The organism is uncultured Pedobacter sp. (assembly GCF_913776295.1).
In the GTDB taxonomy this organism is placed as follows: Bacteria; Bacteroidota; Bacteroidia; order Sphingobacteriales; family Sphingobacteriaceae; genus Pedobacter.
The window spans coordinates 21,006-37,524 of the sequence record NZ_CAJYOJ010000068.1 but is presented as its reverse complement, the minus strand read 5'-3'; the positions used below and the strand labels follow the sequence as shown (position 1 = coordinate 37,524).

11 protein-coding genes are annotated in these 16,519 nt (G+C 39.8%); 9 read left to right on the top strand and 2 right to left on the bottom strand.

The window, feature by feature from the left end; translation table 11 throughout:
• Nucleotides 1–1,252: 1,252 nt before the first annotated feature.
• The gene (locus QZ738_RS15500) at nt 1,253–2,623 is read right to left on the bottom strand and encodes a dipeptidase (protein ID WP_293788647.1); all 1,371 of its coding nucleotides are present in this window, start codon (nt 2,621–2,623) and stop codon (nt 1,253–1,255) included.
• Nucleotides 2,624–2,911: 288 nt separating this feature from the next.
• On the opposite strand from QZ738_RS15500, the gene QZ738_RS15495 reads away from it, so the two are divergent.
• The 4 genes from QZ738_RS15495 to QZ738_RS15480 are packed head-to-tail and all read left to right on the top strand — an operon-like array spanning nt 2,912 to nt 6,384.
• Nucleotides 2,912–3,892, top strand: a complete 981-nt coding sequence (locus tag QZ738_RS15495) for an SGNH/GDSL hydrolase family protein (RefSeq protein ID WP_293788646.1) — start codon at nt 2,912–2,914, stop codon at nt 3,890–3,892.
• Between the two features lie 56 nt (nt 3,893–3,948).
• Nucleotides 3,949–4,503, top strand: coding sequence for a PH domain-containing protein (locus tag QZ738_RS15490; RefSeq protein WP_293788645.1), 555 nt, complete (start codon nt 3,949–3,951; stop codon nt 4,501–4,503).
• Nucleotides 4,496–5,995, top strand: coding sequence for a PH domain-containing protein (locus QZ738_RS15485; RefSeq protein ID WP_293788644.1), 1,500 nt, complete (start codon nt 4,496–4,498; stop codon nt 5,993–5,995). The genes QZ738_RS15490 and QZ738_RS15485 overlap by 8 nt, the downstream gene beginning before the upstream one ends.
• 32 nt (nt 5,996–6,027) lie before the next feature.
• Nucleotides 6,028–6,384, top strand: a complete 357-nt coding sequence (locus QZ738_RS15480; RefSeq protein ID WP_293788643.1) for a nuclear transport factor 2 family protein — start codon at nt 6,028–6,030, stop codon at nt 6,382–6,384.
• A gap of 87 nt (nt 6,385–6,471) precedes the next feature.
• Here the strand turns inward: QZ738_RS15480 and QZ738_RS15475 are convergent, their stop codons facing one another.
• The gene (locus tag QZ738_RS15475; RefSeq protein ID WP_293788642.1) at nt 6,472–6,795 is read right to left on the bottom strand and encodes a DUF493 family protein; all 324 of its coding nucleotides are present in this window, start codon (nt 6,793–6,795) and stop codon (nt 6,472–6,474) included.
• Between the two features lie 660 nt (nt 6,796–7,455).
• Between QZ738_RS15475 and QZ738_RS15470 the strand changes: the two genes are divergently transcribed.
• From QZ738_RS15470 to QZ738_RS15450, 5 genes are all read left to right on the top strand, one after another.
• Nucleotides 7,456–9,759, top strand: a complete 2,304-nt coding sequence (locus QZ738_RS15470) for an ATP-dependent helicase (RefSeq protein WP_293788649.1) — start codon at nt 7,456–7,458, stop codon at nt 9,757–9,759.
• Nucleotides 9,760–10,227: 468 nt separating this feature from the next.
• Nucleotides 10,228–13,767, top strand: coding sequence for a chromosome segregation protein SMC (gene smc / locus QZ738_RS15465; protein WP_293788641.1), 3,540 nt, complete (start codon nt 10,228–10,230; stop codon nt 13,765–13,767).
• 239 nt (nt 13,768–14,006) lie between these two features.
• Nucleotides 14,007–14,192, top strand: a complete 186-nt coding sequence (locus QZ738_RS15460; RefSeq protein WP_293788640.1) for a hypothetical protein — start codon at nt 14,007–14,009, stop codon at nt 14,190–14,192.
• Nucleotides 14,193–14,341: 149 nt separating this feature from the next.
• The gene (locus QZ738_RS15455; RefSeq protein ID WP_293788639.1) at nt 14,342–15,316 is read left to right on the top strand and encodes a M28 family peptidase; all 975 of its coding nucleotides are present in this window, start codon (nt 14,342–14,344) and stop codon (nt 15,314–15,316) included.
• Between the two features lie 28 nt (nt 15,317–15,344).
• The gene (locus QZ738_RS15450; RefSeq protein WP_293788638.1) at nt 15,345–16,439 is read left to right on the top strand and encodes a TlpA disulfide reductase family protein; all 1,095 of its coding nucleotides are present in this window, start codon (nt 15,345–15,347) and stop codon (nt 16,437–16,439) included.
• Nucleotides 16,440–16,519 lie beyond the last annotated feature (80 nt).

Sequence of the window (16,519 nt, the reverse complement as noted above, 5' to 3'; positions counted from 1 at the left end):
TAAAGTTATTAAAGAATTGCACGGATATAGTTAGATCCAATAGAAGCTTCAAAAGAATTAAGGTCTATAAAGAAAAGAGAAAACCTCTGATGTACAAAGGGATATAGCTTAACTTAACGACATTGGGCAGGCGACAGTAGCGGATAGCCCGGAATGGAGGGAAACGAAATGAGGACTAGAAGCGATTGGCGGGACGAAAGTACCTATGCAACACAGACCGTTCGTTTTCAAACGTATATTGATCGCTAAAAAAATTAACCAAAGAGTAAACAGAGAGTGGCACAGAGAACACTAAGCCTGCCATAACAGGTAATTTAACCGCAAAGAGCACGAAAAAAAGATACAAAGAATGCAAAGTTGGGTGCATATGGTTAACCACCGAGGCAACAGAGATGAAACACAGAGAACACTAAGCCTGCCATAACAGGTGATTTAACCGCAAAGCGCGCGAAAAAAAGGCGCAGAGAACGCTAAGTTTCAAATGAAGAAGGGGTTTTGGAAAGCAAATGCAGTGCTGATCGGTTTCGATAGCCTCGCTCCCGTTCCTGCTCCGATGAAGATCGGTAGCATCCACTCAGATCCTGGGGTTAGGTGGCAAGGCTGGTTATACTATTAAAGGTTTTATAGCGAATGCAAGGTACAGGCTTTGCTTCGAAGAACGGCCCGCAGTTAAATAAACCCCTGCCTGCAGCAGGCAGGCGACAGCAGCGGATAGCCCGGAATGGAGGGAAACGAAATGAGGACTAGAAGCGATTGGCGGGACAAAAGTACCTATGCAACACAGACCGTTCGTTTTCAAACGTATATTGATCGCTAAAAAAATTAACCAAAGAGTAAACAGAGAGTGGCACAGAGAAAACTGAGTTTGGCCATAAAGGGCATATTTAACCGCAAAGCGCACGAAGAAAGGCGCAAAGGATGCTGAGTTTCAAACTAAGAAGGGTTTTGGAAAGCAAATGCAGGTAGCGTCTATGAAACACAGACTGTTCATTTTCTTATTTTTTTCAGCGCTGATCTTTTTAAATCTGGGGGAAAAAATGGCTAATCAGCTCCCGCTGATTTCGCAGATAAACGCAGAGATTTTACAATACCCACGCTGGTAGCGGTCGTTTCAAGATTATCGGCTCCACTCAGACTCACCATAAAATTAAGGCTATTATCATGTTTGGAATCAAATAAAAAACGCAGCAAAGTGGAGTATTCTATTTAGATAGATCTCCACTATGCTGCGCTTGGCTCAAAATGAGTTTTTTTATTTGCTCAATTCTGCAAAATATTTATGGAATAAAGGCAGCGTTTCGATTCCTTTATAATAGTTATAAACATCATATTTCTCATTAGGCGAGTGCAGGGCATCGCTATCTAAACCGAAACCAAAAAGTACCGATTTAATGCCCAATACCTCCTCAAACAAGGCTACAATAGGGATACTGCCTCCGCCACGGGTCGGAATTGCGGTTTTGCCGAAACTATCTTCAATTGCCTTTTCAGCCGCCTTGTAAGCTATGCTATCTGTTGGGGTAACCACCGGTTCGCCGCCATGGTGCGGCGTCACTTTTACCTTTACATTTTTCGGCGCAATGCCTTCGAAATGTTTGGTAAAAATCTCGGCAATTTCTTCTGAGCTTTGGTTGGGCACCAAACGCATCGAAATTTTGGCATTGGCTTTACTTGGCAACACGGTTTTGGCACCTTCGCCAATATAACCACTCCAGATTCCGTTTACCTCTAAAGTTGGGCGTGTACCGGTACGCTCTAGGGTCGAATATCCTTTTTCGCCCCAAACTTCCTCAATATCAAGGTCCTTTTTGTATTCTGCCTCGTTATACGGTGCAGCATTTAAGGCTTTTTTCTCTTCGTCTGTTAATTCTACCACTTTATCATAAAATGCAGGGATGGTAATGTGGTTGTTTTCATCATGCAAAGAAGCAATCATTTTGCATAGAATGGTTGCCGGATTGGCTACTGCCCCACCATAAACACCGGAGTGTAAATCGCGGTTCGGACCCACAACTTCCACTTCCATATAAGCCAAACCACGTAAACCGGTTTCGATTGAGGGGTGTTCCATACTGATCATCGACGTATCAGAAATTAAAACCACATCGGCTTTTAACCGCTCGGCATTTTCATTAACAAAAATACCCAGATTGGCTGAACCAACTTCTTCTTCACCTTCGATCATGAACTTCACATTGCAAGCCAATGTGTTGGTTTCCATCATCAGTTCGAAAGCTTTTACATGCATGTAAAACTGACCTTTATCATCGCAGGCACCACGGGCGTAAATTTTGCCATCGCGCACGGTTGGCTCAAAAGGTGGGGTATGCCAAAGTTCCAATGGGTCTGCAGGCTGAACATCATAGTGGCCATATATTAAAACAGTTGGTAAAGCAGCATCGATAATTTTTTCGCCATATACGATAGGATACCCGGCCGTTGGACAAATTTCTACGTGATCAGCTCCCGCATCCTTTAGTTTTTGTGCCACATAATCGGCAGTTTTTAAAACATCAGCTTTGTATTTAGGATCGGCACTAACCGATGGAAAACGCAATAACTCAAACAATTCATCTAAAAAACGTTGTTTGTGCGTTTCTACGTATTTTTTAATCTCTTGCATAACAAAATTAGTTTGGGCAAATATAGGCTTTACCAGATAAAAGGCACAGTAAACGGTCAAATTATCATGAAGGCAGCTATAAAACTGTTTGGCTAACTCAGATATATCGCTATTAATGATTTAAGCTCAAAATTGGATGTTGATGTTAAATCCTAAAAGCCGTCTTTTAAAAGATACAAATCGTTTTATGTTTGTAAAAAAGAATGGCACAAATATTATTTATAGTTACTTTTTAGTAAATTGCGCAATTAAAATATCCTTAAATCCTGTACGAAAGAATTTTTAACAATGAAGTTTAGCGCGAAAGTATTTATATCTCTGCTGCTGCTTCTTGTCGTCCATATTTCTTCATTCGCACAAGGGCCAACAGCTCCTCCTACCCGGGTAAGTTGCCCCGAAGCCGCGCAATATTATTCTAAAGACAGTATCAACATCGTAACTTTTGGCGCCAGCACCGTAGAAGGCGTAAAAGGTATTGGTTTTCAGACCATGCTCAAGAACAATTTTACGAATTGTTATCCAGGTAAAATTGTAGATATAACCAATCACGGCATTGGTGGCCAGACTACACTTCAGGGACTACTCCGAATCGACAATGCCATTGCCGGCAGAACAGGTTTTATTGTTATTAATATGGGCATTAATGACGCTATTGCAATGACTATGGGCAAAGGAAGTGTAGCCGAAACCGTTGCCAATATGCGGGCCTTAATTACGATTAGCCTTAAACAAAAATTAGTTCCTATTTTGTGCACCCTACAGTTTGTTGATGACAGAACCATTAAGGGGTATGTTGCTGTAAATACCAACATCAGGAACATCAATGCAGCTTACCGAAAATTAGCAACAGAATATAAAATATACCTGGCTGATGTAAATGCGGCAATGAGACGCGACTTTTCGCTCTACCAGGATCCGTTTCATCCAAATGCGCGGGGCTATCGATTGGTGAGCTATGTTATTTTCGATACGATCAATAAAGCGATTTTTGATAAATTTCTGAAATTTACAGTTACGCAGAATTACCCGAATCCTGCAGCCACGCAAACATTTATAGACCTTGTTTTACCCGAAACAGATAAAATTAATGTCCAGGTTTACGATTTGATGGGCAGGTTGGTTAAAACGGTCGTAAATGAATACCTGAATGTCGGAAAACACACCTTAGAAATCAACACGTCTGCTTTTGTTCCAGGAATTTATTTCTTCAAAATTTCATCTGATTCCGGCCAATACAACACGACCAAAAAGTTTATTGTGGCGAGGTAACAAAAGATTTAAACAGGAGTCTATTGATAGCTGAATAATGTTTTATACCTTTAAATATGTGTACAGAGAACACTTTCACCAACGAAGTTATAAATCTCGATCTTCTTCCAAAATATGAAAATATCCGCTTAAGCCGGCCACATGCAGACTATTGGAAAATCATTCGTATTAATCTGTTGATCATCTTCGGCTTGCTGGGCATGATAATGGGTATTCTGATATGCTTTATTGATGAAGTAAAAGCAAATTCAACCTGGATGATTCCCGTTTATGTTGCATTTTCAGGGAGTTTTTTTTTCCTTTTTAGCGCAAGTTTTAAGAAACGGGGGTATGCGATCCGTACCCATGATATTATTTATAAAAGGGGCATTATTGCAGAATCGACAACAATTGTCCCGCTAAACCGGATTCAACATATCGAGCTAAATGAAGGCCTGTTTTCCAGAATGTACAAATTGGGATCGTTACAGTTATTCACGGCAGGCGGCCAAACCGGCCACATCCATATTTCGGGTATCGCAATTGACGAAGCAAAACGGATTAGAGACCTGCTTCTGAAAAAACTAGACCAGCTTGAACATCCATCAGCAGACCTGAACACCAATGAATAACGATTTTAGTAAACCGCAACGCGAATCGGCCCTGGGTATCATTATCATGGGTGCACATACGATGCTGAAAATTGGCAAGGCAACTTTTTTCTTATTTCTGATTGCCTTTTTAAAGATGTCTGGCACTTCTTTCGTTTACCTCATACTGGGTATTTTTGCCATAATTGCATTCAGTTTTATATTGGCTTACATATGGTACTTAAAATTCAACTTTTTTTTAGATAAAGAAAAGCAGGAATTTGTAGTCAATAAAGGCATATTCAATCGCGATCAGGTCATTATTCAACTAGATAAGATACAGCAAGTTAACATTAACCAGAATATTTTGCAGAAAATTATCGGTGTTTATGGTTTAAAAATCGATACTGCAGGCGCTCATGGAGAGGAAGTAAGTATCAAAGCCATTGACGAGACTTCGGCCTATAACCTTAAAGAACATCTTATAACGAGACAGACTGATACACAGCAGGAAGCAGAACGGGACAGCGACAGGATAAATGAAACACCATTTTTAAGGATAAGCTCATGGACGTTGCTTAAGGTTGGATTAACCTCTAACTATGGGCAAAGCTTAGCTTTAATTGTTGCTTTTTTTTATACCGTTATTTATGAGGGAAGGCAGTTACTGGATGCTTTTAAAATTAATAAAGATGAAATACAGCACACCGTAACAGGTATGTTAACCATCGTTACGGTTTGTTTTTTAATAGCATGTCTGTTAATCGTACTGTTAGTTGTTAACCTCGTTAGAACCTTTTACAAGTATTTTGAACTCGAAATTAGCGAAAATTCCAATACACTCTTGCTTTCTTCAGGACTGATTGCCAAGAAAAATACCCTCATTACCCCGAATAAGGTACAGACTACCACCTATAGCCAGAATTACTTTCAGAAAAAAATGGACATGTTCAACATGCGTTTAAAACAGGCTCATTTTGGTCAAAGTAAAAAAGGACATGAAATGCAGGGAAACACTTTAGAAATTCCGGGCTGCAATGCAGGTGAACGCGACGAAATACTGAAAATGATATTGGGCAAATTACCACCAAAGGGAAAAACCTTTATTCCCGACTGGCGTTTTTTAAATCTACCCATTTTCTTCAAACTGATAGTCCCCGTTTCATTTTTTTTGATCATCGCTTTAAATATGCCAGAAGTGAAACCTTATATCGGTATTGCAATCGCGTACCTGGTTTTAGGTGTGGTGATGATCTACATCAGCTACCGCCGGCACAGAATTTCGGTAAGTCAGGATTTCATTATCAAAACAGGCGGAATCTGGGATATTTCGAATGAAATTGTGCTGACGGGTAAAATTCAGGCCATTACCACCTTTCAATATCCCTGGCATAAAGGAGTTGATGTTGGCCACCTCACTTTACATACCGCCGCTGGTCAGATCCATTTTAAGTATGGCAATTATACCGAAATTAAGCAACTGGTAAATTACTGGTTATACCAGGTAGAAAGCAGGGATGAGAATTGGATGTAATTTTTTAAAAAAAAGTAATCACGATGAATGCTATGGAACAGATCATTTTACAAGAAGACAGCCTATTAAAGGCTATAAAGCATGGAGATGTAGAAAATTTAGACAGGCTTCTGCATGAAGATTTACTTTTCACGCTGCCTAACGGCGTAACCATAACAAAGGCCATGGATATGGAAAATTATACATCCGGAAATATGGTTGTAAACACCATCATGCCTTCTGAACAGCTAATTAATCTGATCGGCGATACAGCGGTGGTTAGCGTGAAAATTGAGCTGAATGCGGTATATCATTCGCAAGCCGTAGAAGGTACTTTCAGGTATTTAAGAATCTGGAAGTTATTTGACCGGGAATGGAAAGTAATTGCCGGAAGTTGTGTAACCCTATAAATAATAGCTGCCAGGGCTGATCCTGGCCGCTATTATTTTATCAGGAAATTTTTAGCAGGTATCCTAAAACCGATATTTTCACCTTACCTACAATATCATGATTCCTTTAATGTTACCAACCTGCTTGTAAACCGCAATCACGTCATCAGCATTCTGCACCGCCTTTTTAACCGTAATGGAAACATATTTCCCTGTTTTGGAGGGTTGCTCAATAAACTCATCATTTGGCAAAACAACACGTAAATCCTGTATTTTATCTAAGCCGCCCGTGATGATGAATTTAAAATGGTAAACGCCCGGAAACTTTTCTACACTTTCCAGTTTCTCCTTTAAATTTACATAAATATCCTGGCTCTCCCCTTCAGGTATATTGGTGAATTCGATATCCTTGTTTATTTTTTTCTCTTCCATTATCGCACTATCTCAAATTCTATACCTAAAAAATAAGCATGTAAATCTGACAGCAAAGAGCTTTAACCCGAAGATTTTGGTGGGTATAACTGATCGAAAGCCTTACCATATCAGCTCAACAGCAAAAGATGCTGACCACAGAGTAGCTATAAAACCACTGAAAATACCATTTCTACTTGTAAAACACGTTCAGCAAGACGAATACCCGGAAAACCAGATAAGCTTTAAAAGGCCATGATAGATATGAATTCGGGTTTTGACCTTTAATAGTCCTACAAACTCAATTATATAAACCTTGGCGGCGCGGATACCGGCCTTCCGCACAAGGCCTGCAGGCACCCGCCAGAACGAACGGGCAGGTATGAGCAGAGTAAAGGACTAACGACGCAAATGAAATACTTTAACTGCTTTTCGGAAAGCAAAAGTAATGGATTTAATCCGTCAGTGCTCATTTGCGATTAAAGACTGTTTTATAATCAGACTCAACAGGAAGTACCGTACGAATGCTGACCTCGAAGTAGTGATCAAACCTAAAAAATAAGACAGCGAATAAACCAAGTTCAGCATGACGACCGATTAGATTTTCAACTAATTACCAACACCTTTGGCAAAAAGCCCCGAGAATTGTTATTTTTGAACCTCAAAAAAACAGGAGCCGATTTGGATTATTTAGCAGGATTAAACCCACAACAAAGAGCAGCAGTAGAGAACACAAAAGGACCGGTAATGATTGTTGCAGGTGCAGGTTCAGGCAAAACCAGGGTAATTACTTTCCGTGTGGCCCACCTGATCCAAACCGGTACCGACCCATTTAATATCCTGGTTTTAACCTTTACCAACAAAGCAAGTAAAGATATGCGCGAGCGGATCAGTAAAGTGGTTGGTGCAGAAGCAAAAAACATCTGGATGGGTACTTTTCACTCTGTTTTTGCCAAGATCTTACGGGTGGAGGCTGAAAAAATCGGTTATCCAAATAATTTCACCATTTACGATACCGACGATAGTAAAAGTGTGATCCGCGCAATTTTGAAAGAAATGCAGCTGGATGATAAATTATATGCCCCGAATTTTGTTTACGGCCGAATTTCTTCAGCAAAAAACAACCTCATTTCTTGGGGAGAGTATCAGGCTAACGATCAGATCCAGGCTGAAGATATCCAGAATAAACGTCCGCTGTTGGGCCAGATTTACGAAACCTATGCCAAACGCTGTTTTAGGGCTGGTGCAATGGATTTCGATGATTTGCTGTTCAAAACCAATATCCTGTTAAAAGAACATCCGGATGTATTAAATAAATATCAGCAAAAATTCAGATACCTGATGGTAGATGAGTACCAGGATACCAACTTTTCGCAGTATACCATTGTGAAAAAACTGGCTGCTGCTTATCAGAACATCTGTGTGGTAGGTGATGATGCACAAAGTATTTATGCGTTCCGTGGTGCAAACATCCAGAACATCTTAAATTTTGAACGCGATTACCCTGATTTAAAGGTTTACAAACTGGAACAGAACTACCGTTCTACCCAAAATATTGTTGATGCGGCAAGCAGTATTATTGCCAACAACAAAAATCAACTGGAAAAAAATGTATTTTCTGAAAATGTTGAAGGGGATAGAATCAAAGTTTCCCGAGCGTTTACCGATAATGAAGAAGGTAAACTGGTTGCCGAATCCATTATCCAGGAACGCAGCTTAAAAGGTTATACCTATCACGATTTTGCTATTCTTTACCGTACCAATGCGCAGAGCCGTGCAATGGAGGAAGGTTTGCGCAAACTGAATATTCCATATAAAATTTACGGGGGTACTTCTTTCTATCAACGTAAAGAGATCAAAGATTTAATTGCTTATTTCCGTTTAACTTTTAACCCTAAAGATGAAGAAGCCATTAAACGGGTAATCAATTATCCAAAACGTGGTATTGGTGATACCTCAATCGATAAAATCATCGTTGCGGCCGATCAGCACAACCTCACCATGTGGGACGTTATTTCGAATGCACAGCAGTATGTTGATGGGCGTTTGGCCAATCAGCTTAATGATTTCGCCATGATGGTGCAAAGCTTTCAGGCAGAGGCCAAAAAGCTTGATGCCTACGATTCGGCACTGTTTATTGCCCAACATGCAGGGATCTTAAAAGAACTATATACTGATGACAGTGTTGAAGGGCGTGCGAGATATGAAAATATCCAGGAATTATTAAACGGTATTAAAGAATTTGCAGAGCGTGAAGATATTGAGGAAAAAGGCCTTGATATTTTTATGCAGGACGTTGCACTTTTAACCAACGATGATAAGGATGGCGATAAAAATAAGGATACCGTTTCTTTAATGACCATCCACTCGGCCAAAGGCTTGGAATTTAAAAACGTGTTTATTGTGGGATTGGAAGAAAACCTGTTCCCATCGCAAATGTCGTTAACCAACCGCACCGATTTAGAGGAAGAACGCCGTTTGTTTTATGTGGCCATTACCCGTGCAGAAGTAAAACTGACACTTACCTATGCCACTTCCCGCTATCGCTGGGGTACGTTAACCAACTGCGAACCGAGCCGTTTCATTAATGAAATTAACCCGAAGTTTTTAGAATTGGATGTTAAACCGGCCAAATCAACGAGCTTTGATGGCAGTTTTGACAGTGAACGCAAATCATGGACTTCACAACCACGTGATTTCTTCAGCAAACCAAAACCGGCTGCCGGCGCAACTACTTCTGCCCCGGCTGCGCGTCCGAAAACGACATCACTGTTAGCCAAAGCACATGTGCCAACCCCGGGTTTTACCCCATCACAACCGCATGAATTTCAGGGTGGTATGGAAGTGGAACACGAAAAATTTGGCTTTGGAAAAATCATTAGCCTGGAAGGAACGTTGCCGGATGTGAAAGCTACGGTATTTTTTCAGGGTTTAGGGAATAAACAATTGCTTCTTAAGTTTGCCAAATTGATGATTGTGAAATAAACGTAGATTTTAATTTAGCCGCAGAAACTTAGGGACGCTGAAACAATAAGATTCTTCATCCGGAACTCGTTTCAGGACCTTTAATAGATAGTCAGCAGATTGCCATTGACAGAATCATTCGGGTGGTCGTCATTCTCGCGCATGCGGGAATCTTAAAGCACTCTGTAACAGCATTAAGTTCCCAAATAAATTGGGAATGACGAACTATCAAAATATAATTTGCTTGGTAAGCCAGCATGAATCTTTTTGATACACCCCCTTTTATGGATAAACATTTAATCAGATGCTGGTTCAAATCTGATAACTAATTATCGGATCAGCAAGGCGACTGCTTTTGAAGACTATGCCCAACTCTGTACCCTCAGTGCTTTCTTTCCGTGGCCTCTGTGGTTAAAAACACGCTTATTAAAACTTGAAAAACCATAAAATTATCCTTAATATTGGGGTCGGTTCTCCCGATGACAAACCATGCAACTCACCAGGTTAGAAATTAAAGGTTTTAAGAGCTTTGGCGATAAAGTGACCATCAACTTTAATGAGGGTGTTACGGCTATTGTAGGCCCTAACGGTTGTGGAAAATCGAATGTGATTGATGCCATGCGCTGGGTTTTGGGCGAACAGAGCACCAAAGCCTTACGTTCGGAAAAGATGGAAAACATCATTTTCAACGGCACTAAAAACCGTAAACAGGCACAGCTTGCCGAGGTTTCATTAAGCTTCGATAATACCAAAAACATCCTTCCTACTGCTTATTCACAGATAACTGTAACCCGTAAATTGTACCGCAATGGCGATAGCGAATATCGTTTGAACGATGTGCAGTGCAGGTTAAAAGATATTACCGACCTTTTTCTGGATACCGGAATCGGTTCTGACAGTTACTCGATTATCGAGTTAAAAATGGTTGATGAAATTATCACCAATAAAGAGCATAGCCGAAGATCGTTGTTTGAGGAAGCATCGGGCATTTCCAAATACAAGCTCCGTAAAAGACAAACTTTCAGCAAACTAAAAGATACAGAAGCTGATTTAGAACGGGTGGAAGATCTGCTTTTCGAAATTGAAAAAAACCTGAAAACACTCGAAAATCAGGCGCGTAAAGCCGAACGTTATTATAAGCTAAAAGAGCAGTACCGTGAGTTAAGTGTACAACTGGCCACGCATCGTATTGCCTTTTTCCGTACTGACTTAAGCGCACTCGAAACCCAGGAGCAGCAGCAAATGCTCAACCGTACCGAGCTGAGTACCAAAATAGATAGCGGTGAGGCCGAATTGCAAAAACTGAAGCTCGGCAGTATCAGTCAGGAGAAAAACCTTTCGGTACAACAAAAGGCCACCAACGAGTTTGTTTCCAAAATCCGTGCTTACGAAAGCGAAAAAAAGGTAAAAAATGAGCAGATGCGTTTTTTACAGGAAAAAGAAACACGTTTATCGGGCGAACTGGAAAAAGATAAAAACCAGGTTAACCACATCAAATACAATATCAAACGTTTAAATGAAGAGGTGGTAACAGAAACGGAGGTATTTAATCGGTTGGAAGCAGACTTAAAACAACTGAAATCAACACTTGATACCTTGCGGGAGCAGCAGCAGATTGAAAAAAACCGGATTGATAACCTGATTAAGTCGGTTAACGAACTGCAGAACAAGGTTTATCAATCACAAAAAGAAATTGATATCCTAAACATCCAGAAAGATGCCCTGGTACAGGAAAGCAACCGCAATGTAGATGATACCGAAACCAAAACGCTGGAACTAAAGGCATTCGACCATGCCCTGGCCGAACTTGATATCCAGGTGCGTGAAAAACAGGCCAACATTAAAAACCTTAGCGAAGCGGAAGAGCTATTAAAAACGCAGCTCGCCAATGCCGAAGTTAATCTAAGTTCGAATAAGGAAAAATTAGTGGCCGAAAATCGTAAAAAAGATGCCAGACAAAACGAATATAACCTCACCAAATCATTGGTTGACAGCCTGGAAGGCTTTCCTGAATCGATCCGTTTTTTAAAGAAAAACAATGCTTTTGCCAAAAGTGCCTTACTCCTGTCCGACATCTTATTTTGTAACGAAGATTATCGCATAGCCATTGAAAACTATCTCGAACCGGTAATGAACCACTATGTGGTTGATCTATACACAGATGCGGTCCAGGCGATTAATCTCTTAACCGATGCCAGCCGTGGAAGGGCAAACTTTTTTATTTTAGAAAATGTTCCGGATAAAAATCCTGCTGTCGGCAGTTATGAGGGATTGATAACGGCCTTATCAGTGGTAGAGGTCGATAAAAAGTACCAGCATCTCTGCAATTTGCTTTTGCAAAATGTTTATATCGCTGAAAACGAACAAGAAAACCGATTTAAAACTACCCCAACTGACAGTTTAACCGTATTAGCCAAAAATGGTAAATATGCGCAAACCAAATTTACATTGGCTGGTGGTTCAGTAGGTTTGTTTGAAGGTAAAAGGATTGGCCGCGCCAAGAATTTAGAGAATCTGGCCAAAGAAATTAAAGCTTCAGAATCGCTGATCAATAAATACAACGAAGCCATTAAGGCAGAAACCGATCAGATTTTCAATTTAAAAGAAGCTTCAAAAATCAATCAGATCAATGCTTTGCAGCAAGAGATGAACCGCTTAAATAATGAGCATATTTCTGTACAAACGCGTCGCGATCAGTACCAGGAGTTTATTACCACCAGCGAAAACCGGAAAACAGATATTGTGCAAAAAATTGTATCGATCGAAAAAGCCTTATCAGAAAAGTTACCGGCCCTGGTTCAATTGCAAAAAGACCAGCAGGAAGCACACATGAATCTGCAGGAGCAACAACTCAATTATCAGGAAATTGCCGATCAGGTAAACGAAAGCGCGGGAAAGTACAATCAGGACAATATCCGTTTTCATCAACAGCAAAATAAGTTATCAGGCCTGGAAAAAGATTTAGATTACCGTTTTGTACAGGAGGAAGCTTTAAATAAGCGCATCGCCCAAAACGATAAGGAATTGCAGGAAACGCTGGTTCAAATAACGGCAACTTTGCAACACACTGATCTGAATGATGATACCCTTTTAGAGATGTATCAGCAACGGGAAGAAATGGAAAAAGGGCTGGCCGAAGCGGAAAAAGAATATTTTGAAATTAAAGGCAGTATAAATCAGGTAGAAACCGATTTAACCAATATCCGCAAAAACCGGGAAGAAACCGATTTTCTTTTAACTGAAATCAAGGATAAAAAGAATGCGTTAAAAATCGACCTTAATGCTTTGAAAGAACGTTTGGCAGTAGAGTTCAATATCGATATTAATGACCTGTTAGAAACCGATACTGAGATTGAAGCGCTGGAAAGTGAATTTGAACTCCGCCAAAAGGTAGAAAAAATGAAGCGTCAGTTAGATGAATTCGGTGCTATCAACTCGATGGCTATGGAAGCCTTTAAAGAAATGGAAGAGCGTTATACGTTTATCCAGAACCAGAAAAAGGATCTTAACGCAGCCAAAACCGATCTTTTACAAACGATAAAAGAAATAGACGATACGGCTAAAGATAAATTTATGCAGGCCTTTACCCAGGCCCGTGAGCATTTTATCGTGGTTTTTCGCTCCTTGTTTAACGAAGAAGATAGCTGCGATCTCATTTTGTCCGATATCAATAACCCTCTAGAGGCCGATATTGATATCGTTGCCAGACCGAAAGGAAAAAGACCTTTGTCCATCAATCAGTTATCCGGCGGTGAAAAAACTTTAACAGCTACTGCCCTGCTGTTCTCACTTTACCTGCTAAAACCCGCACCTTTTTGTATTTTCGACGAGGTTGATGCCCCATTGGATGATACCAACATCGATAAGTTCAATAATATTATCCGTAAATTTTCTGACCAGTCGCAGTTTATTATTGTATCACATAATAAACGCACCATCGCCAGTACCGACATCATTTACGGCGTAACCATGGTAGAGCAAGGGGTTTCGAGGGTGGTAGCCGTAGATTTGAGGGAGGTAGCGGCGTAACTCGCTATTTTCGTCATTGGATGAGGTTTTTCAGCCGACGAAGCAATCCCTTATTTATATTTTTTCCTTTCGAAAAATGGAGGTAACAGCCCTGGGTAGTCCACTGTCCTACTGTACTTTAGTCCCGATTTTATGTTGACAGCTGCCGTTTCCATCAGTTTAAGAAACACAATACCGCACAAAAAACAGCGTTGGAATAGCGTACTGAAAAATGTATATTTGTTAATAACACCAAAGCTATGTTAGCCACAGTTAAAGGATATTACGAAAAAGGAAAAATAACGCTGAAAGAAAAAGCGCCTGTACAGACCAAAACGGAAGTTATAGTTACCTTTTTAACGGAAGATAAGCCACTTTTGGCTAAAAGGGTTCCTGGTGCATTTAAAGGCAAGATATCAATTCCAGATGATTTTAACGATCTTTAAACCCGCGTTTGACAATTAATTATATTAAAAGATTCCAATTAAAACTTAAATTTAGATCCGTCACCCTGAATTCGTTTCAAGGTCTATATTGCAGAAAGATGCTGAAATAAATTCAGCATGACGATTCTATCATACTATAACCCTAGGTCATGAAAATCCTCTACATCATCCCCTTAGCCATGATGCTCAGCTGTTGTTCATCAGTAAAAAAGCAAAACAATATTGCTTCCGGCAAATTAGATACCCAATTGCTCAAAGATGTTGAAGTATTATCATTAGATGCTTATCAGGGGCGTAAAACGGGTACCAAAGGTGCTGAAATGGCCAGGGCGTATATTATAGAAAGATTTCAAAAGTTAGGTTTGAAATCCTATCCACCACATGTAAACTATGCGCAGGAGTTTATTTTTAACGATAGGAAGGGTACAAAAGTAAACGGAACCAATATTATCGGCTATATCCCAGGCAAAGGAAACAATGTGATCGTAGTTTCAGCCCATTACGATCACCTGGGTGTGATAAAAGGTGAAGTTTTCAACGGTGCCGATGACAATGCATCAGGTACTGCCGGATTATTAAAAATTGCCGCCTATTTTTCAAAAAACAAACCCAACAACACCATTATTTTCGCTGCTTTCGATGCCGAGGAAATGGGTTTACAAGGCGCCAAAGCATTTGTAGGCAATCCACCAATACCTGTTAATACCATTGCCATTAATCTGAATATGGATATGATCAGCCATAGCGATAAAGGCGAGCTCTACGTATGTGGTACTTTCAAATACCCGGATTTAAAGCGATATATTGATACCGCAAGGACTGATATAAAAGTAAGTTTAGGCCATGATGATCCTAAACTTGGTCGCGATGACTGGACCAATCAAAGCGATCAGGGTGCTTTTAATGCTAAAAATATTCCATTTTTATACTTCGGTGTAGAAGATCATAAAGATTATCATCAGGCAACAGACGAGTACAATACCATTACGCCGGCGTTTTTCAGCAAAGCAGCAGAAGTTGTGTTGGATGTAGTAAAACGTGTAGATAATCAAACCGGCCTCCAACAACTGTTGAAAAATAAAATGATTATGAGGGATAGTCCGCAAACGCCACAAAAGTTCTAAAAATATCATCCAGACAAATATTCAACACATGAGAAATAGCTTTAAACTCGCCATAATCTCTTTCTTAAGTTTAGTTCCGATACATTCATTTGCAGTTAGTTTTAAAATTACCGGGACTTTAAAAGGAGCTAAAGATGATGTTTGGTTATTTTTGGAAATTAAAGATTCTAACAAGATTATAGATTCGGTACAGGTTAAAAATGAAAAATTCGTATTAAACGGAAAAATAAACGACTCTCCTGTTGAAGCGATTTTACACGATAAGTCTTTTACCAATTACATCTTTTTATGGCTGGAAAATGTTCCTATTACACTTAATGGTATTAACAAAAATTTCCATCAAGCGAAAACAAAAGGTGGACCAATTTTGAATGAATCTTCTCAATTGTTTAAATCAATATATGCAATTGAAGCAGAGCAGAAAGTTTGGGACAAAAAATTAAAAGCTTTGAATTTAAAGGGGAAGCCTGACAGGAATGGGATAATGGGCCAGATATTCAAATCAAGGGAGAAGGAGAAAAATGCATATATCAAACATATTGAAAGGCACCCCAATTCAATAGTATCAGCGGCTGTACTAGCTGCTTATGCCACAGCTTATGGGAAAACAGAATCTACCAGGCTATATAACTTGCTTAGTAAAGCTATTCAGGAAACAAATTATGGGCAGCAGATTCTCCAAAAAATAACCCTTAACGGAGAAATAGTTGTCGGTAAAAAATGCATAGATTTTGAACAGCCTACAACTACAGGAGAACTAATCAAGCTTTCTTCAATAAAAGCCAAATACCTTTTACTTGAGTTTTGGGCTGCCTGGTGTTCGCCATGCAGAAGAGAAAACCCTGAGTTGATAAACTTGTATAATGAATTCAAAGATAAGGGCTTTGATATCTTAGCCGTTTCTTTAGACCGTGAAAAAGAAGATTGGCTTAATGCCATAGCAGAGGATAAATTGCCCTGGAAAAATGTCAGCGACCTTAAAGGTTTTCAAAATAGCGCAGCCTTAATTTATGGTGTATCAGCTATCCCGAGAAATTTTCTGATCGACGAAAATGGAATCGTTGTTGCCATAGGATTAAGAGGTGAAAACTTAAACAACAAGCTAAAAGAACTTTTACGTTAATTTATAACCTTAAATTATGAGCAACCTGCCCTACCGGCAGGTTTTTTTTTTCATTATAAAATCCAGCTAAAAAATTATCC